General features: G+C 68.6%; 13 protein-coding genes and 3 rRNA genes. 5 read left to right on the plus strand and 11 right to left on the minus strand.

Annotated elements, in window-relative coordinates; genetic code table 11:
• Positions 1-1,353, plus strand: a complete 1,353-nt coding sequence (locus MQV74_RS10455) for an FtsX-like permease family protein (protein WP_242716141.1) — start codon at positions 1-3, stop codon at positions 1,351-1,353.
• 136 nt (positions 1,354-1,489) lie between these two features.
• Here MQV74_RS10455 and MQV74_RS10460 read toward each other — a convergent pair whose 3' ends face one another.
• Genes MQV74_RS10460 through MQV74_RS10470 form a run of 3 tightly spaced genes read right to left on the minus strand, consistent with a single transcriptional unit; the run spans position 1,490 to position 3,550 of the window.
• Positions 1,490-2,395 carry an NAD kinase gene (locus MQV74_RS10460; protein WP_138958898.1) on the minus strand — a complete coding sequence of 302 codons (906 nt, stop codon included), beginning with the start codon at positions 2,393-2,395 and terminating at the stop codon, positions 1,490-1,492.
• The gene (locus MQV74_RS10465; RefSeq protein ID WP_242716143.1) at positions 2,392-3,207 is read right to left on the minus strand and encodes a TlyA family RNA methyltransferase; all 816 of its coding nucleotides are present in this window, start codon (positions 3,205-3,207) and stop codon (positions 2,392-2,394) included. Before MQV74_RS10465 ends, MQV74_RS10460 begins: the two co-directional genes overlap by 4 nt.
• A gap of 7 nt (positions 3,208-3,214) precedes the next feature.
• Positions 3,215-3,550 carry a hypothetical protein gene (locus MQV74_RS10470; RefSeq protein ID WP_242716144.1) on the minus strand — a complete coding sequence of 112 codons (336 nt, stop codon included), beginning with the start codon at positions 3,548-3,550 and terminating at the stop codon, positions 3,215-3,217.
• 42 nt (positions 3,551-3,592) lie between these two features.
• Here MQV74_RS10470 and MQV74_RS10475 point away from each other — a divergent pair, with 42 nt between their 5' ends.
• Positions 3,593-3,940, plus strand: a complete 348-nt coding sequence (locus MQV74_RS10475) for an SCP2 sterol-binding domain-containing protein (protein ID WP_242716146.1) — start codon at positions 3,593-3,595, stop codon at positions 3,938-3,940.
• Here MQV74_RS10475 and MQV74_RS10480 read toward each other — a convergent pair.
• Genes MQV74_RS10480 through MQV74_RS10490 form a run of 3 tightly spaced genes read right to left on the minus strand, consistent with a single transcriptional unit; the run spans position 3,924 to position 6,945 of the window.
• Positions 3,924-4,880: an ABC transporter ATP-binding protein gene (locus MQV74_RS10480; RefSeq protein WP_242716153.1), complete on the minus strand. Its 957-nt coding sequence runs from the start codon at positions 4,878-4,880 to the stop codon at positions 3,924-3,926. The genes MQV74_RS10475 and MQV74_RS10480 overlap by 17 nt on opposite strands.
• A complete protein-coding gene (locus MQV74_RS10485; protein WP_242716155.1) occupies positions 4,877-5,905 on the minus strand; it encodes a FecCD family ABC transporter permease in 1,029 nt (342 codons plus the stop codon). The genes MQV74_RS10480 and MQV74_RS10485 overlap by 4 nt, the downstream gene beginning before the upstream one ends.
• Positions 5,902-6,945 (minus strand): FecCD family ABC transporter permease, encoded by a 1,044-nt coding sequence (locus MQV74_RS10490; RefSeq protein WP_242716163.1) that lies wholly within the window; start codon positions 6,943-6,945, stop codon positions 5,902-5,904. Before MQV74_RS10490 ends, MQV74_RS10485 begins: the two co-directional genes overlap by 4 nt.
• Positions 6,946-7,023: 78 nt before the next feature.
• Between MQV74_RS10490 and MQV74_RS10495 the strand changes: the two genes are divergently transcribed.
• On the plus strand, positions 7,024-8,055 hold the full coding sequence (locus MQV74_RS10495) for an ABC transporter substrate-binding protein (RefSeq protein ID WP_242716165.1): 1,032 nt from the start codon (positions 7,024-7,026) through the stop codon (positions 8,053-8,055).
• Positions 8,056-8,079: 24 nt separating this feature from the next.
• On the opposite strand, the gene MQV74_RS10500 is transcribed toward MQV74_RS10495, so the two are convergent.
• Positions 8,080-9,120, minus strand: a complete 1,041-nt coding sequence (locus tag MQV74_RS10500) for an HAD-IIA family hydrolase (protein ID WP_242716167.1) — start codon at positions 9,118-9,120, stop codon at positions 8,080-8,082.
• A gap of 71 nt (positions 9,121-9,191) precedes the next feature.
• Between MQV74_RS10500 and MQV74_RS10505 the strand changes: the two genes are divergently transcribed.
• The gene (locus MQV74_RS10505; RefSeq protein WP_242716169.1) at positions 9,192-10,469 is read left to right on the plus strand and encodes a DUF1015 family protein; all 1,278 of its coding nucleotides are present in this window, start codon (positions 9,192-9,194) and stop codon (positions 10,467-10,469) included.
• A gap of 153 nt (positions 10,470-10,622) precedes the next feature.
• On the opposite strand, the gene MQV74_RS10510 is transcribed toward MQV74_RS10505, so the two are convergent.
• Positions 10,623-11,393 carry a tetratricopeptide repeat protein gene (locus MQV74_RS10510; RefSeq protein WP_242716171.1) on the minus strand — a complete coding sequence of 257 codons (771 nt, stop codon included), beginning with the start codon at positions 11,391-11,393 and terminating at the stop codon, positions 10,623-10,625.
• Between MQV74_RS10510 and MQV74_RS10515 the strand changes: the two genes are divergently transcribed.
• On the plus strand, positions 11,385-12,575 hold the full coding sequence (locus tag MQV74_RS10515; RefSeq protein WP_242716173.1) for a hypothetical protein: 1,191 nt from the start codon (positions 11,385-11,387) through the stop codon (positions 12,573-12,575). The two genes, MQV74_RS10510 and MQV74_RS10515, sit on opposite strands and share 9 nt — an antisense overlap.
• Before the next feature lie 119 nt (positions 12,576-12,694).
• On the opposite strand, the gene rrf is transcribed toward MQV74_RS10515, so the two are convergent.
• From rrf to MQV74_RS10530, 3 genes are all read right to left on the minus strand, one after another.
• Positions 12,695-12,811: ribosomal RNA gene (gene rrf, locus MQV74_RS10520) — 5S ribosomal RNA — on the minus strand.
• A gap of 133 nt (positions 12,812-12,944) precedes the next feature.
• Positions 12,945-16,068, minus strand: a 23S ribosomal RNA gene (locus MQV74_RS10525).
• A 314-nt stretch (positions 16,069-16,382) separates the two neighbouring features.
• A 16S ribosomal RNA gene (locus MQV74_RS10530) occupies positions 16,383-17,907 on the minus strand.
• Together the 16S, 23S and 5S rRNA genes form the textbook arrangement of a ribosomal RNA operon.
• Between the last annotated feature and the right edge of the window lie 97 nt (positions 17,908-18,004).

Below are 18,004 nucleotides of genomic sequence, written 5' to 3' on the forward strand. Positions count from 1 at the left end.
ATGAGTACGGGACTGGCACGGGCGGCGCTGCGGGCGCACCGCCCCGCGTTCATCGGCACGGCCGTGGCGGCGCTGTTCGCCGCGACGGTGGTGAGCGCTTCGACGATGGTGCTGCGCAGCACGAGCACGAGCGGGCTCCCGGCCGCGACCCGCCACCGCCTCACGGAGAGCGGCGTGGGCGAGATCGCCACGGTGCTCCTGATCGGCTCCATCTATATGTCGATTTTCGTGGTGGCCTCGACCATGGGCACGGCCGTGGTCCAGCAGCACCGCGAGCTGGCCCTGGTGCGCTCCATCGGCGCCAGGCCCCGGCAGGTCCGCCGTGCGGTGGCCGGACAGGCCCTGGCGGCCTCGATACCGGCGGCCCTGGCCGGCTTCGCCCTCGGCGGTGTGCTGGCCCGTGTGTGGTTCACGGGGATGCTGGAGCACGGCCTGGTCCCGGCCGAGGTGCCCTTCCGGTTCAGCTGGCTGGCGCTGCCGGTGTGCGTGGGCGTCGCGGTGGTCACCTCCGCGCTCGCCGCCGTGCTGTCGGCGCTGCGGTTCTCGCTGCTGCGCCCCGCTCGCGCGCTGGCCGAGGCGACGGCCGGGAGACGCGGCCTCGGCTGGCTGCGGGCCCCGCTCGGGCTGCTCGCGGTGGCCGGCGCCGTGGCCCTGTCGGTGCTGCTCTCCCGGCAGGACGCGGCCGAGGCGAGCGAGGGCGCCTTCCTGGTCCTGATCCTGTTCTGCGTGGGCGCGGGGCTGCTCGGCCCGCGGCTCATCGGGCCCGCGGCCTGGCTGGTGTCGGCGGCGGTCGGCCGCCTCGGCGGCGCTTCGGCCCGGCTCGCGATGGTCAACGTCCGTTCCCAGCCCCGGCGCTTCTCGGCCGCGGTGGTGCCCCTGCTGCTCGTCGTCGGCTTCGGCGTCACCAAGATCGCGATGCATACGACCGCCGAGCACCACACGGGCTCCGCGGGCACCACCGGCGAAGTCTGGCTGGACTACATGGGCACGGGGCTGTACGCGGGCTTCGCCGCCATAGCCTCGGCGAACACGCTGGCCATGATCTCCTTCGAGCGCCACCGCGACCTGGCGCTGCTGCGCGTGGTCGGCTCCCAGCGCCGCCAGGTGCGGGCCATGGCGGCGTGGGAGGCCGTGGTCGTGGCCGGGACGGCCCTGCTCGTCGGCGGCGCGATAGCCTTCGCGACGCTCGCGCCGATCCTGAGTACGGCGTTCGGCTCGGCGGTGCCCTATCTGCCGGGCGCGGTCGTGGCGGGCATCGCGGCGGGCACGCTCCTGCTGACGCTGGCCGCCACGGGCCTGCCGGTCGCGTCGGTGCTGCGTCGCCGCGCGATAGCGGTGGTGAGCGGCACCTGACCCGCGGACGCACCGGCGGAGCGCCCCTTCAGGGAGGCGGGGCCGTGCCGAGATGCGGCTCCGCCGCGCGGGCGCGACCAGCCACAGCGATCCGACAGGCGACCGCCGCGCCGCCCCCGCGACTCCAGCGGCAGCGTCAGTGCGGCGCCCCCCGCCACCCGGACACGGGCAGGGCGAATTTGGCCACGAGCCTGTCCGTGAACGAGGCGTGGTGCAGCCGCGCAAGCCGTACGGGCACCGCGCCCCGGCGCACCTCCACCCGCGCCCCGGCAGGCAGTTCGACGGTCCGGCGCCCGTCGCACCACAGCACCCCGTGCGGCGTGTGCGGCTGCACCTCGACCGCGAGGACCGAGTCCGGCGAGGTCACCAGCGGCTTGGCGAACAGGGCGTGGGCGCTGATCGGCACCATGAGCAGCGCCTCCACCTCGGGCCACACCACGGGCCCGCCCGCCGAGAAGGCGTAGGCCGTCGAGCCGGTCGGGGTCGCGCACACGATGCCGTCGCAGCCGAAGCCGGTGACGGGGCGGCCGTCGATCTCCAGGACGACCTCAAGCATCCGCTCGGCCGACATCTTCTGCACGGCGGCTTCGTTGAGGGCCCAGTCGCGGTGGACGACATCGCCGTTGCTGTGCACGACGACGTCGACGGTCATGCGCTCCTCGACCTCGTACGCCTTGGTGACGACGCGGTCGACGACCTTGTCCAGGTCGTCCCGCTCGGCCTCGGCGAGGAAGCCGACACGGCCGAGGTTCACCCCGAGCATCGGCACGCCGGAGGCGCGGGCGAACTCCGCGCCCCGCAGCAGCGTCCCGTCACCGCCGAGGACGATGAGCAGCTCGCACCCGTCGAGGCAGGCGGGTGTCGCCTCCTTGACGGTCTGCACCGAGTCGGGCAGCGGCAGGTCGGCGGCCTCCGCCTCCAGGACCCGTACGCCGAGGCCGCTGCGCAGCAGCCCCTGCACGACGAGTTCGGCGCTGCGGATGGCCGCGGGACGGCCGGTGTGTGCAAGGAGAAAAACAGTACGAGCTCGGCTCTGACTCAACGGGGCCCCTCCGCCACGGCACGGTCGACGTCCGCCGGGTCGAGTTCCGGCGCCCCGGCGCGCAGCCACAGAAAGTACTCGACGTTCCCGGACGGTCCGGGCAGCGGGCTCGCGGTGACGCCCCGCACCCCGAGGCCGAGCTCGTGGGCCTGCCGCGCCACGGTGCGCACGGCCTCGGCCCGCAGCTCGGGCGAGCGGACCACGCCGCCGGTCCCCAGCCGCTCCTTGCCGACCTCGAACTGCGGCTTGACCATCAGGACGAGGTCCGCGTCCGGGGCCGCGCAGCGCACCAGGGCGGGCAGCACGAGCCCCAGCGGAATGAAGGAGAGATCGCCGACCACCAGGTCGGCGGGGACGCCGTCGATGAGGTCGAGCGTCAACTCGCGTACGTTCGTACGGTCCTTGACGGTGACCCGGTCGTCACTCTGCAGGGACCAGGCGAGCTGGCCGTAGCCGACGTCGACGGCGACGACGTGCCCGGCGCCGGAGCGCAGCAGCACGTCGGTGAAGCCGCCGGTGGAGGCGCCCGCGTCGAGGGCGCGCCGGCCCTCCACCACGAGGCCCTCGGGGACGAAGGCCGTCAGGGCGCCGGCGAGCTTGTGGCCGCCGCGCGAGACGTAGTCGGGGTCGCCGTCGTCCTGGGCGACGACGATCGCGGCGGCCGTCTCCACCTGGGTCGCGGGCTTGGTCGCGAGGGTCTTGCCGACGGTCACGCGACCGGCGGCGATCAGCTGGCTCGCGTGCTCGCGCGAGCGCGCGAGCTTCCGGCGCACCAGCTCGGCGTCGAGGCGGCGGCGTGCCACTCCTGCCACGTTCGGTTCAGCTCCTGTTGTCGTACGCGGGTGTCGGTGCCCCCGAGGGGGCCGGGGGCCCGGGGCGTGCGTCCAGCGCGGTCAGCGCGTCACGCAGGCCCCTGTGCACATCCTCGTACACCTCGATGTGGCCGTCCGTGGCGAGGTGGTCGGCGTCGCCGAGCCGGTCGAGTCCGGCGTCCACGTCGGCGTTGCCGGTGGGGGTGCGGGGCACGCCGAGGGGGGCGGGCGCGGCCGGGTCGACGGGCTCGGCGAGGGCCTCCCCCACCGCGTCCGACAGCTGCGGAACGGGCACGTCCGCCTCTGTGACCTCGGGCTCGGGGCCCGGCGTCGAGTCGCTCATGCCCCGACGCTACATCGAAGCCCTGCGGTACTGTCGATCACGATGGCGACCATGGCGGAGTGCCGCAGCGCACTGGACGAGCTGTCGGCGAGCCTGGCGTCCGCCGACGGCGACGTTCGCGGTGCGGCGGCGCTCGACCGCTCGCTGAGCTGCCACATCAAGGATCTGGACGTCACCTTCACCGGCCGCCTCGAGAACGGCCGGATCGAGGTGTCGGACCACCACCCGGGCCCGCCGCGCGAGCGGGCCCAGGTCCGGCTCGCCCTGACGGGCGACGACCTGGTGGCCCTGGTGTCCGGTCGCCTGGACTTCGCCAAGGCCTGGGCCGCGGGCCGCGTCCGCGTCGAGGCGGGCTTCCGCGATCTGCTGCGCCTCAGGAAGCTGCTGTAGCCACCGCGGTCCTGCGCGCCCGCCGGGCCGCGGGCACCACGAGCGGCGTCCCGGTCTCGGGGTCGTCGATGACCTGGCAGGACAGACCGAAGGCCGCCTCCACGAGATCCGCCGTGACGATGTCGCGGGGCGCGCCCTGCGCGATGACCTTGCCGTCGCGCAGCGCGATGAGGTGCGTGGCGTACCGGGCGGCGTGGTTGAGGTCGTGCAGCACGGCCACGAGCGTGCGGCCCTGCTCCTCGTGGAGCTCGGCGCACAGGTCGAGTACGTCGATCTGGTGCTGGATGTCGAGGAAGGTGGTCGGCTCGTCGAGCAGCAGGAGCGGTGTCTGCTGGGCGAGCGCCATCGCGATCCACACGCGCTGGCGCTGGCCGCCGGAGAGCTCGTCGACGTACCGCTCGGCGAGTTCGGCGACGCCGGTGGACTCCATCGACTCGCGCACGATCCGCTCGTCGTCGGCCGACCACTGGCGCAGCAGCCCCTGGTGCGGGTAGCGGCCGCGTGCCACCAGGTCGCCCACGGTGATCCCGTCGGGCGCGATCGAGGACTGCGGGAGCAGCCCCAGGGTGCGCGCGACCTTCTTGGCGGGCATCGAGTGGATGACGTCGCCGTCCAGGAGCACCCGCCCGGCCGACGGCTTCAGCATCCGGGACAGGGCGCGCAGGAGCGTGGACTTGCCGCAGGCGTTCGGGCCGACGATGACCGTGAAGGAGTTGTCGGGGATCTCGACGGAGAGCCCCTCCGCGATGACGCGCTGGTCGTAGCCGAGGGTCACGTCGTCGGCGATGAGCCGGTTCACAGGGGCACGCTCCTGGTCGTGTGCTTCTTCGTACGAGTACGAGGGGGTGGTGCGCGGGCCGGTCCGCGCGGTGCCGCTCTTCCCGGTTCCGCCGCGCGCGGAACGGCTCTGCGCGGCCCCGCCGCGCGCCGTGCGGCTCATATGCGCCCCGCCTTGCGCTCGGTGGCGAGGAGCCACAGCAGATAGACGCCGCCGAGGACGCCCGTGACGACGCCGACGGGCAGCTGGTCGGCGCCGAACGCCCGCTGCGAGGCCCAGTCGGCGACGATCAGCAGGGTGGCGCCCATGCACATCGACGGCAGCAGGTTCGGCCCCGGCGAGCGGGTGAGGCGGCGGGCGAGCTGCGGCGCGGTCAGGGCGACGAAGCTGACGGGCCCGGCGGCGGCGGTCGCGGCGGCGGTGAGCAGCACGGCGGAGCCCATCAGGGCGATGCGGGTGCGCTCGACGGGCACGCCGAGCGCGTACGCGACGTCGTCGCCCATCTCCAGCATCCGCAGCGGGCGTGCGTGCGCGACGACGATCGGCAGCAGCACGACGCACAGCCAGAACAGGGGCCACACCTGCTCCCAGTCGCGGCCGTTGAGCGAGCCGGTCATCCACACGACGGCGCGCGCGGCGTCGACGAAGTCGGCCTTGGTGAGCAGATAGCCGTTCACGGCGACGGCGAGGGCGTTCATGCCGATGCCCACGAGGACGAACCGGTAGCCGTGCACGCCCCGCTTCCAGGCGAGGAGGTACATCGCGGCGCCGGTGACGATGCCGCCGACGAGCGCTCCGGCCGCGACCTGGGCCGCGCCGCCGGAGAAGACGACGATCATCAGGAGCGCGCCCGCGGTCGCGCCCTGCCCGAGGCCGAGCACGTCCGGGCTGCCCAGCGGGTTGCGGGAGATGGACTGGAACAGGGCGCCGCCGAGCCCGAGGGACGCGCCCACGAGCAGGCCGACGAGGACCCGCGGCAGCCGCAGGTCGTTGATGATGAACTCCTGCCCGGCGTCGCCGTTGCCGAGCAGCGTGCGGACGACGTCGGCGGCGGGGATGGGGAAGTCGCCGGTGCCGATCAGCACGACGCTCGCGGCGAGCCCGGCGACCACGAGCGCCGCCACGACCGCGGCCGTGCGGACGTCGAGGCGGACGGAGAGCCCGCCCTTGGTGCGTATCGCCTTCACAGCTGGGCCATCCTCTGCCGTCGTACCAGGAAGATGAAGACCGGGGCGCCGATGGCCGCGGTGACGATGCCGACCTGGAGCTCCGCGGGGCGCGACACCACGCGGCCGAGCACGTCCGCGCCGAGCAGCAGCACCGGCGAGAGGAGCGCCGCGTACGGCATGATCCAGCGCATGTCGGGCCCGGTGAAGGAGCGCACGACGTGCGGCACCATCAGACCGACGAACATGATGGGCCCGCAGACGGCGGTGGCGGCCCCGCACAGCAGCGTCGCGGCGGCCATGGAGAGCGCGCGGGTCCGGTTCAGCCGGGCGCCGAGGGCACGGGCGGTGTCGTCGCCCATGCCGAGCGCGTTCAGCGGCCGGGCGAGGCCCAGCGCGATGAGGGTGCCGATGACGAGGAACGGCAGGACCTGCTGGATGGTCTCCGTCTTGGCCGAGGCCAGCGAGCCCACGGTCCAGAAGCGCATCTTGTCGAGCGCGGCGTTGTCGGTGATCATCACGGCCTGCAGATAGCCGGTGAGCGCCGCGGTCAGGGCGGTGCCGGCGAGCGCGAGCCGCACGGGCGTGGCGTTGCGGGTGCCGCCGAGCACGTACACGAGTACACCGACGATCGCGGCCCCCGCGAAGGCGAACCACACATAGCCGCTCAGCGAGGTGACGCCGAAGAAGCTGATGGCGGTGACCACGGCGGCCGAGGCACCCATGTTGATGCCGAGCAGTCCCGGGTCGGCCAGCGGATTGCGGGTGAGGGCCTGCAGGACGGCCCCGGAGAGGCCGAGCGCGAGCCCTGCGAGCACTCCGAGCAGCGTCCGCGAGACCCGCTCGCCGACGACCACGTCGGCGTACGTCCCCGAGTCCTGGAAGAGGCCGTGCCAGACCTGGTCCATGGACAGCGGTTTGGCGCCGACGGCGATGCTGGCGAACACGACGGCCAGCAGCAGGGCGGCGGAGAGGAGCAGCCCGATGCCGCGTAGCGCGCGGCGGTTGGGCGGCGCGGCCGGGGATTCCGCGCGGGGTTCAGGGGGACTGTCGACCAACACGAGGTTAGGTTAGCCTACCCTCCCATTAGCCCCTTCTGGCCCCGGCCTCCTGCTGGCTCGATGAGAGAAGAACCACGCATGCCCCGGTCCCCTCACGCCCTCCGGCCCGCCGCCCCCTCCCGGCGCGCACTGCTGTCCGCGGGCGCCGCCCTCGGCCTCGGCGGCCTGCTCACCGCCTGCGGCAGCGACGACGGCGAGCCGTCGAAGAGCACCGGCGAAGGCTGGAGCTTCAAGGACGACCGCGGCAAGGTCGCCAAGACCGACGCCGTACCCGAGAACATCGTGGCGTTCGTCAGCACCGCCGCCGCCCTGCACGACTACGGCGTCGAGTGCACCGGCGTCTTCGGCCCGTCCGGGCCCGTCGACGGCAAGCCCAACCCGCAGGCGGGCGACCTCGACGTCAGCAAGCTGACCAGCCTCGGCGAGTCCTGGGGCCAGTTCAACGTGGAGAAGTACGCGGCCCTGCGGCCGGACGTGCTGATCAGCAACATGTTCCCGCCGCCCGCCTTGTGGTTCGTCCCCCAGGAGAGCAGCAGGAAGATCGCCTCCCTCGCGCCCACCATCGGCATCAACGGCGCCCGCGCCTCCCTGCTCGAACCGCTCGGGCGCTACGCCGAGCTGGCCACGGCACTCGGCGGCGACCTGGAGTCGGCGAAGGCGCGCGCCGCCAAGTCCCGCTTCCAGAAGGCCGAACGGACCCTGCGCAGGGCCGCGGAGGCCAACCGCGGCCTGAAGGTCCTCGCCATGACCGGGGACGCCGACCAGATGTACGTCGCCGTCCCCGACTCCTACTGCGACCTGAACTACTTCAAGGACCTCGGCGTGGAGTTCGTCGAGGGCAAGAAGAGCGACGAGTGGGGCTTCTGGGAGTTCCTCAGCTGGGAGAACGCGAACAAGCACCACGCCGACCTCATCATGGTCGACAACCGCTCCACCGCCCTGTCACCCGGGGAACTCGCCAAGAAGCCCACCTGGACGAAGCTCCCCGCGGTGCAGGCCGGCCAGACCGTCCCCTGGTCCATGGAGGAGCGCTACAGCTACGCGGGCTACGCCCCGGTCCTGGAACGCCTGGCCGAGGCCGTCACCAAGTCCGAGAAGCTCAAGCGCTGACACCGGGGGCGTGCGAGCGGCCCGTCACCACCCCAGCCGGGCCAGCGCCTTCTCGCCGTCGAGCCCGCAGGCCCCCTCCCCCGCCTCGCTCCAGGCCACCGCGCACAGCGCCCGCAGCCCGTCGAGCGCCGCCCCCTCGCCCTCCACCGCCAGCGCGCCGCCCCGCACGGAAGCGCTCCAGCCCCCGCACGCGAACCCGCCCTCGACGGGCTCCACTTCGGGTTGCCCGCCCAGCAGCCCCCGCAGATCGGCGTCCACATACGTGGGCCGGTGCTCGGGCCGCGCGGCAAGCAGCGCCGCCCCGTCCGTCACGCCCGTGAGGACGAGCAGCGAGTCCACACCGCCGTTGAACGCGCCCTCGATGTCCGTGTCGAGCCGGTCGCCCACCACCAGCGGCCGCTCCGCCCCGGTCCGCAGGATCGTCTCCCGGTGCATGGGAGGCAGCGGCTTCCCCGCCACCTGCGGCTCCGCTCCCGTGGCGATGCGGACGACCTCCACGGCCGCGCCGTTCCCCGGCGCGATGCCCCGGGCGCCGGGGATCGTCAGGTCCGTGTTGGAGGCGAACCACGGCACCCCGCGCGCGATCGCGTAGCAGGCCTCCGCGAACCGCCCCCACGGCAGCTCGGGCCCGCCGAACCCCTGCACCACCGCCACCGGCGAGTCGTCCGCCGACTCCACGGGCTCCAGGCCGCGCTCACGCAGAGCGACCCTCAGGCCCTCCCCGCCGACTACCAACACCCTTGCCCCTGCGGGCAGTTGGTCGCTCATCAGCCGCGCCACGGCCTGCGCCGAGGTGATCACGTCCGACGGCTCGGCGGGCACACCGAGCTCGGTCAGGTGCTCCGCCACCGCTTGCGGGGTACGCAGCGCGTTGTTCGTCACGTACGCGAGATGCATGCCGCCTGAGCGGGCCGTTTCGAGCGACTCCACGGCGTGCGCGATCGCGTGCCCGCCCGCGTACACCACCCCGTCCAGGTCGAGCAGTGCCGTGTCGTACGCCTCGCTCAGGGCACGCGCGCTGCCCGCGGGCCGGGTCCGGACGCTCTGACCGCCGGTCTGGCTCATTACGTATCGCTCCTCGTGAGATCCACTACACCGATCATCGCGCATGCCACTGACACACTTACGATGCACTAATGAACACAGTGGGTCACACGGACGTCCAAGGCCTCGACCTGATCCCGTTCCGGGGCGTGCGCTACGACCCGCAGCAGGTCGGCAGTCTCGCCGCCGTGACCTCACCTCCGTACGACGTGGTGGTACGGCCCGACGGGCTCCTGGAGTTGGAGTCCTCCGACCCGCACAACATCGTCCGCCTCATCCTGCCGCAGGCCACCACCCAGGCCGCACGCGACCAGCAGGCCGCGGACACCCTGCACGACTGGCTGAGCGAGGGCGTCCTCGCCCCGGACGCGCTGCCCAGTCTGTACGTGTACGAGCAGCACGACGGCGACATCCTGCAGCGCGGCATCATCGGCGCCCTGCGCCTGTCCGAGCCGTCGCAAGGTGTCGTCCTGCCGCACGAGGACGTCATGCCGCACGTGATCGACGACCGCGCCGCCCTGATGCGCGCGACGGCGGCGAACCTCGAACCGCTGCTCCTGACCTACCGCGGCGGCGCCACCCCGGACGGCGCCGCCACCGCCATAGACCGCGCCATACTCCACAAGCCGTTGCTCTCGACGACCACGGAGGACGGTTTCAGCCACCGTCTGTGGGCGGTGACCGACCCGGCCGAGGTCGCCGGAATCCAGTCAGATCTGGCCCGTCACCAGGCCCTGATCGCCGACGGCCACCACCGCTGGGCCACCTATCTGCGGCTGCGCGGCGAGCACGGCTCGCCGAGCCCGTGGGACTTCGGCCTGGTCCTGCTCGTGGACACCGTCCGCTATCCGCTGCGGGTCCGCGCCATCCACCGCTACCTCCACCGCCTCCCGGTCGCCGACGCCCTGGCGGCCCTGGACGGCTCCTTCCGGGTACGCGCCCTGGAGTGCCCGCTCGGCCAGGCCCTGGACGCTCTCGCGGACGCCGCCTCGGAGGGCAACGCCTTCCTCCTGGCAGGCGACGGCTCGTACCACCTGGTCGACCGCCCGTCCCCGGACCTGATCGCCCGTACGGTCCCCCTCGGCCGTCCTGAGGCGTGGCGCACCCTCGACGCGACGGTCCTGCACGCCACGCTCCTGGACCACATCTGGCGCATCCCCGACGCGCCGGAGCACATCGCGTACATCCACCACACGGAGGCCACGGTCGAGAAGGCCGAGCGCGAGGGCGGCACGGCCGTCCTCATGCACCCGGTGCGTGAGGAGGTCGTCCGCGACCTGGCCCGGCAGGGCGTCACGATGCCCCGCAAGTCGACGTCGTTCGGCCCGAAGCCCGCGACGGGCGTGGTCCTGCGCGACCTGGCGTTCTAGCCCGGCGTCGGCGGGCGCCGCGACCGTCCGCCGACGCGTCTGTACGCCTGTACGTCGTGGCCCGTTACGCCGCAGGGGCGGCTCTCCGTGTGGAGGGCCGCCCCTGTTGCTCACTGCTCTTGCTGCTCTTGCCGCTCTTGCCGCCTTTGGACGTCAGTCCTCGTCCCGCTCCGGGTTCTCGACGTCGGTCTTGGTGTCGGTCTTGGTGTCGACCTCGGGCTCGGCGTCGGCCTCGACGGGGGCCTGCGCCTCGTCGCCGTCCGCCGACTGCTCGGGGGCTTCGCCGTCCGTCACGAGGGCGTCGACGAACTCGACGCCGTCCAGCTCGGCGAGCCGGTCGGAGGCGTCGGTGCTGCCGTCCTTGTCGGACTCGACGGCCTTCGCGAACCATTCGCGCGCCTCGTCCTCGCGCCCGGCGGCCAGCAGCGCGTCGGCATACGCGTACCGCAGCCGCGCGGTCCAGGGCTGCACCGAGTTGGAGGCCAGCTCGGGGCTCTGCAGCGTCACGATCGCCGCGTCGAGCTGTCCCATGTCACGCCGGGCTCCGGCGGCCACGAGGCGCATCTCGACCTGCCCGGCCTTGTCCAGCTTGTGCACCTCGGGCGCACCGGCCATCTCCAGGGCCTTCTCCGGCCGACCGAGCCCGCGCTCGCAGTCGGCCATGACCGGCCACAGCTCCACGTTGCCGGTCATCCGCCGGGCGGTGCGGAACTCCGCCAGCGCCTCGCTGAACTTCTGGTTCGCGTACGCGGCGAAGCCCGCGGCCTCGCGTACGGCCGCGACGCGCGAGGCGAGCCGCAGGGCGACCTTCGCGTAGCCGTAGGCCTGCTCGGGGTCCTCGTCGATGAGCCTGGCGACCATCACCAGGTTCTTGGCGACGTCGTCGGCGAGCCCCTTCGGCATGCTCTGGAGCTCTTGGCGCACGTCCTTGTCGATCTCCTCGCCGGTGACGTCCTCGGGGATCGGCAGCCGCTTGACCGGCTCGCGGTCGCCGCGGTCGTCACGGCGGTCATCGCGCCGGTCGTCACGGCGGAAGCCGCCGCGGTCGCCCCGGTCGTCGCGGCCGCGGAAACCGCCGCCGCCCGGACGTCCCCGGCCGTCGTCACGCCGGGGCCCGTTCCCGCGGAAGCCGCCACGGTTGTCGTCGCGACGGAAACCACCACGGTCACCACGGTCACGGTCGTCACGACGGTCATCGCGACGATCGTCCCGGCGGTCGTCACGCCGGTCGTCGCGACGGAAGCCGCCACGGTCGCCACGGTCACGGTCGTCGCGCCGGAAGCCACCGCGGTCGTCGTCGCGCCGGAAGCCTCCGCGCTCACCGCGGTCGCGGTCGTCCCGGCGGTCGTCGCGGCGGAAGCCGCCACGGTCACCGCGGTCGCGGTCGTCACGACGGTCATCACGGCGATCGTCGCGCCGGTCGTCGCGGCCGCGGAAGCCGCCACGGTTGTCGTCGCGGCGGAACCCGCCACGGTCGCCACGGTCATCGCGGCGCTCGTCACGGCGGAAGGCCGGACGGTCCCCGTCACGACGGAACCCACGGTCACGGTCGCCACCACGGCTGTCGTCACGACGGAAACCACCGCGATCACCACGGTCACGGTCGTCACGACGATCGTCACGCCGGTCATCTCGGCGGAAGGCCGGGCGGTCTCCGTCGCGACGGAAGCCACCACGGTCGCCACGGTCACGGTCATCGCGGCGGAAGCCGCCACGGTTGTCGTCGCGACGGAAACCACCACGGTCGCCACGGTCATCGCGGCGCTCGTCACGGCGGAAGGCCGGACGGTCCCCGTCACGACGGAACCCACGGTCACGGTCGCCACCACGGCTGTCGTCACGACGGAAACCACCACGGTCACCACGGTCACGGTCGTCACGCCGGTCATCACGACGATCGTCACGCCGGTCATCACGGCGGAAGGCCGGGCGGTCTCCGTCGCGACGGAAGCCACCACGGTCGCCACGGTCACGGTCATCGCGGCGGAAGCCGCCACGGTCGTTGTCGCGACGCGGTCCGCTTCGGTAGCCGCCCCGGTCGCCACCGTCCCGGCGGCGCTGCTCGCGCTCCGGTCGCTCGTCGGGAGAGTTGGTGGACATCGGTGACTCCTAGTCTTCGGTACCGCAGTCATTCTGACGCAGCCGCGTAGTCTGCGCCCTTCGGCAAAACAAAAAGGACCCTTGGTCCCAGCGTGAACGCTGGGACCAAGGGTCCTCCAAAAATTGTTCGGCGGCGTCCTACTCTCCCACAGGGTCCCCCCTGCAGTACCATCGGCGCTGTAAGGCTTAGCTTCCGGGTTCGGAATGTAACCGGGCGTTTCCCTCACGCTATGACCACCGAAACCCTATGAATTCCCGCCGCGGAGCGGGACCTCAAACAGGGCAGCGAACAAGCACACTCTTCAATTAAGTGATGTTGTTCAGCCGACACGGCTGTTCGTGGTTTCAGAACCAACACAGTGAACGCGAGCAACTGAGGACAAGCCCTCGGCCTATTAGTACCAGTCAACTCCACCCGTTACCAGGCTTCCATATCTGGCCTATCAACCCAGTCGTCTACTGGGAGCCTTACCCCATCAAGTGGGTGGGAATACTCATCTCGAAGCAGGCTTCCCGCTTAGATGCTTTCAGCGGTTATCCCTCCCGAACGTAGCCAACCAGCCATGCCCTTGGCAGAACAACTGGCACACCAGAGGTTCGTCCGTCCCGGTCCTCTCGTACTAGGGACAGCCCTTCTCAATATTCCTACGCGCACAGCGGATAGGGACCGAACTGTCTCACGACGTTCTAAACCCAGCTCGCGTACCGCTTTAATGGGCGAACAGCCCAACCCTTGGGACCGACTCCAGCCCCAGGATGCGACGAGCCGACATCGAGGTGCCAAACCATCCCGTCGATATGGACTCTTGGGGAAGATCAGCCTGTTATCCCCGGGGTACCTTTTATCCGTTGAGCGACGGCGCTTCCACAAGCCACCGCCGGATCACTAGTCCCGACTTTCGTCCCTGCTCGACCCGTCAGTCTCACAGTCAAGCTCCCTTGTGCACTTACACTCAACACCTGATTACCAACCAGGCTGAGGGAACCTTTGGGCGCCTCCGTTACCCTTTGGGAGGCAACCGCCCCAGTTAAACTACCCATCAGACACTGTCCCTGATCCGGATCACGGACCCAGGTTAGACATCCAGCACGACCAGAGTGGTATTTCAACGGCGACTCCCCCGATACTGGCGTACCGGGTTCACAGTCTCCCACCTATCCTACACAAGCCGAACCGAACACCAATATCAAACTGTAGTAAAGGTCCCGGGGTCTTTCCGTCCTGCTGCGCGAAACGAGCATCTTTACTCGTAGTGCAATTTCACCGGGCCTATGGTTGAGACAGTCGAGAAGTCGTTACGCCATTCGTGCAGGTCGGAACTTACCCGACAAGGAATTTCGCTACCTTAGGATGGTTATAGTTACCACCGCCGTTTACTGGCGCTTAAGTTCTCAGCTTCGCCACCCCGAAGAGTGACTAACCGGTCCCCTTAACGTTCCAGCACCGGGCAGGCGTCAGTCCGTATACATCGCCTTACGGCTTCGCACGGACCTGTGTTTTTAGTAAACAGTCGCTTCTCGCTGGTCTCTGCGGCCACCCCCAGCTCAGGATGTAAAATCCGTCACCAGGTGTGGCCCCCCTTCTCCCGAAGTTACGGGGGCATTTTGCCGAGTTCCTTAACCATAGTTCACCCGAACGCCTCGGTATTCTCTACCTGACCACCTGAGTCGGTTTAGGGTACGGGCCGCCATGAAACTCGCTAGAGGCTTTTCTCGACAGCATAGGATCATCCACTTCACCACAATCGGCTCGGCATCAGGTCTCAGACTATGTGCCAGGCGGATTTGCCTACCTGACGTCCTACACCCTTACCCCGGGACAACCACCGCCCGGGCTGGACTACCTTCCTGCGTCACCCCATCGCTTACCTACTACCACCTTGGGTCAGCGGCTCCACCACTCCCCTTTGCCCGAAGGCTCCAGGGCGGCTTCACGGCCTTAGCATTAATGGGCTCGATATTGGGCGTTTCAAAGCGGGTACCGGAATATCAACCGGTTATCCATCGACTACGCCTGTCGGCCTCGCCTTAGGTCCCGACTTACCCTGGGCAGATCAGCTTGACCCAGGAACCCTTAGTCAATCGGCGCACACGTTTCTCACGTATGTATCGCTACTCATGCCTGCATTCTCACTCGTGAACCGTCCACCACTGCCTTCCGGCGCAGCTTCACCCGGCACACGACGCTCCCCTACCCATCACAGTCCCCGTTGGGGGTATGTACTGCAATGACACGACTTCGGCGGTACGCTTGAGCCCCGCTACATTGTCGGCGCGGAATCACTAGACCAGTGAGCTATTACGCACTCTTTCAAGGGTGGCTGCTTCTAAGCCAACCTCCTGGTTGTCTCTGCGACTCCACATCCTTTCCCACTTAGCGTACGCTTAGGGGCCTTAGTCGATGCTCTGGGCTGTTTCCCTCTCGACCATGGAGCTTATCCCCCACAGTCTCACTGCCGCGCTCTCACTTACCGGCATTCGGAGTTTGGCTAAGGTCAGTAACCCGGTAGGGCCCATCGCCTATCCAGTGCTCTACCTCCGGCAAGAAACACACGACGCTGCACCTAAATGCATTTCGGGGAGAACCAGCTATCACGGAGTTTGATTGGCCTTTCACCCCTAACCACAGGTCATCCCCCAGGTTTTCAACCCTGGTGGGTTCGGCCCTCCACGAAGTCTTACCTCCGCTTCAGCCTGCCCATGGCTAGATCACTCCGCTTCGGGTCTTGGGCGCGCTACTCAATCGCCCTATTCGGACTCGCTTTCGCTACGGCTTCCCCACACGGGTTAACCTCGCAACACACCGCAAACTCGCAGGCTCATTCTTCAAAAGGCACGCAGTCACGAGACACCAAGCAAGCTTGATGTCCGACGCTCCCACGGCTTGTAGGCACACGGTTTCAGGTACTATTTCACTCCGCTCCCGCGGTACTTTTCACCATTCCCTCACGGTACTATCCGCTATCGGTCACCAGGGAATATTTAGGCTTAACGGGTGGTCCCGCCAGATTCACACGGGATTTCTCGGGCCCCGTGCTACTTGGGTGTCTCTCAAACGAGCCGCTGACGTTTCGACTACGGGGGTCTTACCCTCTACGCCGGACCTTTCGCATGTCCTTCGCCTACATCAACGGTTTCTGACTCGTCTCACAGCCGGCAGACTGTAAAAGAGAGATCCCACAACCCCCCAAGCGCAACCCCTGCCGGGTCTCACACGCTTGAGGTTTGGCCTCATCCAGTTTCGCTCGCCACTACTCCCGGAATCACGGTTGTTTTCTCTTCCTGCGGGTACTGAGATGTTTCACTTCCCCGCGTTCCCTCCACACCGCCTATATATTCAGCGGTGGGTGACAGCCCATGACGACTGCCGGGTTTCCCCATTCGGAAACCCCCGGATCAAAGCCTGGTTGACGACTCCCCGGGGACTATCGTGGCCTCCCACGTCCTTCATCGGTTCCTGGTGCCAAGGCATCCACCGTGCGCCCTTAAAAACTTGGCCACAGATGCTCGCGTTCACTGTGCAGTTCTCAAACAACGACCAACCACCCATCACCCCACCGGTAAAACCAGTGAGTGCACTGGGGTCGGCACTGAAGGCAGCCATACGGCCATACCCTCAGACACCCAACAGCGTGCCCGACCCGGTCCCGCCCGGAGATCATGCGTTCCACGCCCTTACGGACAGTACTAGCAGCCTCCGACCCGTGAACCAGGCCGAGTAGTCAACGTTCCACCCATGAGCAACCAGCATCAGACATTCGCTGATGTACTGGCCTCTGAACCGGGCAAGCCCGGCTTAGAAGTGCTCCTTAGAAAGGAGGTGATCCAGCCGCACCTTCCGGTACGGCTACCTTGTTACGACTTCGTCCCAATCGCCAGTCCCACCTTCGACAGCTCCCTCCCACAAGGGGTTGGGCCACCGGCTTCGGGTGTTACCGACTTTCGTGACGTGACGGGCGGTGTGTACAAGGCCCGGGAACGTATTCACCGCAGCAATGCTGATCTGCGATTACTAGCGACTCCGACTTCATGGGGTCGAGTTGCAGACCCCAATCCGAACTGAGACCGGCTTTTTGAGATTCGCTCCACCTCGCGGTATCGCAGCTCATTGTACCGGCCATTGTAGCACGTGTGCAGCCCAAGACATAAGGGGCATGATGACTTGACGTCGTCCCCACCTTCCTCCGAGTTGACCCCGGCGGTCTCCCGTGAGTCCCCAGCACCACAAGGGCCTGCTGGCAACACGGGACAAGGGTTGCGCTCGTTGCGGGACTTAACCCAACATCTCACGACACGAGCTGACGACAGCCATGCACCACCTGTACACCGACCACAAGGGGGCGACCATCTCTGGCCGTTTCCGGTGTATGTCAAGCCTTGGTAAGGTTCTTCGCGTTGCGTCGAATTAAGCCACATGCTCCGCCGCTTGTGCGGGCCCCCGTCAATTCCTTTGAGTTTTAGCCTTGCGGCCGTACTCCCCAGGCGGGGCACTTAATGCGTTAGCTGCGGCACGGACGACGTGGAATGTCGCCCACACCTAGTGCCCACCGTTTACGGCGTGGACTACCAGGGTATCTAATCCTGTTCGCTCCCCACGCTTTCGCTCCTCAGCGTCAGTATCGGCCCAGAGATCCGCCTTCGCCACCGGTGTTCCTCCTGATATCTGCGCATTTCACCGCTACACCAGGAATTCCGATCTCCCCTACCGAACTCTAGCCTGCCCGTATCGACTGCAGACCCGGGGTTAAGCCCCGGGCTTTCACAACCGACGTGACAAGCCGCCTACGAGCTCTTTACGCCCAATAATTCCGGACAACGCTCGCGCCCTACGTATTACCGCGGCTGCTGGCACGTAGTTAGCCGGCGCTTCTTCTGCAGGTACCGTCACTTTCGCTTCTTCCCTGCTGAAAGAGGTTTACAACCCGAAGGCCGTCATCCCTCACGCGGCGTCGCTGCATCAGGCTTTCGCCCATTGTGCAATATTCCCCACTGCTGCCTCCCGTAGGAGTCTGGGCCGTGTCTCAGTCCCAGTGTGGCCGGTCGCCCTCTCAGGCCGGCTACCCGTCGTCGCCTTGGTGAGCCATTACCTCACCAACTAGCTGATAGGCCGCGGGCTCATCCTGCACCGCCGGAGCTTTCCACACAGGATCATGCGATCCCGTGTCGTATCCGGTATTAGACCCCGTTTCCAGGGCTTGTCCCAGAGTGCAGGGCAGATTGCCCACGTGTTACTCACCCGTTCGCCACTAATCCACCCCGAAGGGCTTCATCGTTCGACTTGCATGTGTTAAGCACGCCGCCAGCGTTCGTCCTGAGCCAGGATCAAACTCTCCGTGAATGTGTACCCGTAATCGGGTGCAACACCACGAGAGCGGAACAACCAGGAGGAATAATCCCGGTCGTTCACAGCGTCCTCGCTGTGCGCCTCCCACAAC

Source organism: Streptomyces sp. AN091965 (assembly GCF_022698285.1).
Taxonomy (GTDB): Bacteria; Actinomycetota; Actinomycetes; order Streptomycetales; family Streptomycetaceae; genus Streptomyces.

What these genes read in the sequence shown, in the direction of transcription:
- MQV74_RS10475 (WP_242716146.1), top strand. Translation starts at nt 3,593, where the DNA reads ATGGCGACCATGGCGGAGTGCCGCAGCGCACTGGACGAGCTGTCGGCG.
- MQV74_RS10500 (WP_242716167.1), bottom strand. Translation starts at nt 9,120, where the DNA reads ATGAGCCAGACCGGCGGTCAGAGCGTCCGGACCCGGCCCGCGGGCAGC.
- MQV74_RS10470 (WP_242716144.1), bottom strand. Translation starts at nt 3,550, where the DNA reads ATGAGCGACTCGACGCCGGGCCCCGAGCCCGAGGTCACAGAGGCGGAC.
- MQV74_RS10480 (WP_242716153.1), bottom strand. Translation starts at nt 4,880, where the DNA reads ATGAGCCGCACGGCGCGCGGCGGGGCCGCGCAGAGCCGTTCCGCGCGC.
- MQV74_RS10455 (WP_242716141.1), top strand. Translation starts at nt 1, where the DNA reads ATGAGTACGGGACTGGCACGGGCGGCGCTGCGGGCGCACCGCCCCGCG.
- MQV74_RS10505 (WP_242716169.1), top strand. Translation starts at nt 9,192, where the DNA reads ATGAACACAGTGGGTCACACGGACGTCCAAGGCCTCGACCTGATCCCG.
- MQV74_RS10495 (WP_242716165.1), top strand. Translation starts at nt 7,024, where the DNA reads ATGCCCCGGTCCCCTCACGCCCTCCGGCCCGCCGCCCCCTCCCGGCGC.